Below are 542 nucleotides of genomic sequence, written 5' to 3' on the forward strand. Positions count from 1 at the left end.
AGCGTCGTATTCGGCACCCGCATGGCCGAGCGCGAGCAACTCTTCGAGCATGATCGTGACTTTCGGAGCAACGTCGGGGTCAGGTCTCAACGTCGGGGTCAAACGTCGGGGTCACACAAACGTCGGGGTCAGGTCTTGTTCCTTGCCAAATTTCTTTGGCTTCGCTACGTTCCCCGCATGGCCCGTCCTCTACGCATCGAATTCCCTGGCGCGATCCATCATGTGATGGCACGCGGCAATGCCCGTCAAGCAATCGTCCTCAATGACGAAGATCGCGACGCCTACGAGAGCGGACACCGACAACTTCCGCAGATCGGTGCGCACTTCGGTTTGCACTACTCGACTACTCGACGGTAAGCCGGATCGCGCGAGGTGTGGATCGGCGGGCTACGTCAAGGCGCAAGACCTGACCCCCATGCGTGTGTGACCCCCATGCGTGTGGCACAGGGCGGTACGGCCGTGGGGACCGGCATCAACGCGGACCCGAAGTTCGGGAAGCGCTTTGCCTCGGCATTATCGAAGCGCAGCAAGATCCGGTTCAT

The 542-nt window shown here is 60.7% G+C and carries 1 protein-coding gene and 1 pseudogene; one reads left to right on the forward strand and one right to left on the reverse strand.

All coding sequences use genetic code 11. From position 1 onward, the window contains the following. Nucleotides 1-63 (reverse strand): annotated as a pseudogene (locus RM530_RS18870) (S-transferase); the annotation flags it as partial. A 114-nt stretch (nucleotides 64-177) separates the two neighbouring features. Here RM530_RS18870 and RM530_RS18435 point away from each other — a divergent pair. Then, on the forward strand, nucleotides 178-357 hold the full coding sequence (locus RM530_RS18435) for a hypothetical protein (RefSeq protein WP_311366731.1): 180 nt from the start codon (nucleotides 178-180) through the stop codon (nucleotides 355-357). The last annotated feature ends 185 nt before the right edge of the window (nucleotides 358-542 follow it).

Origin of the sequence: Banduia mediterranea (assembly GCF_031846245.1) — a bacterium.
Classification (GTDB): Bacteria; Pseudomonadota; Gammaproteobacteria; order Nevskiales; family Nevskiaceae; genus Banduia; species Banduia mediterranea.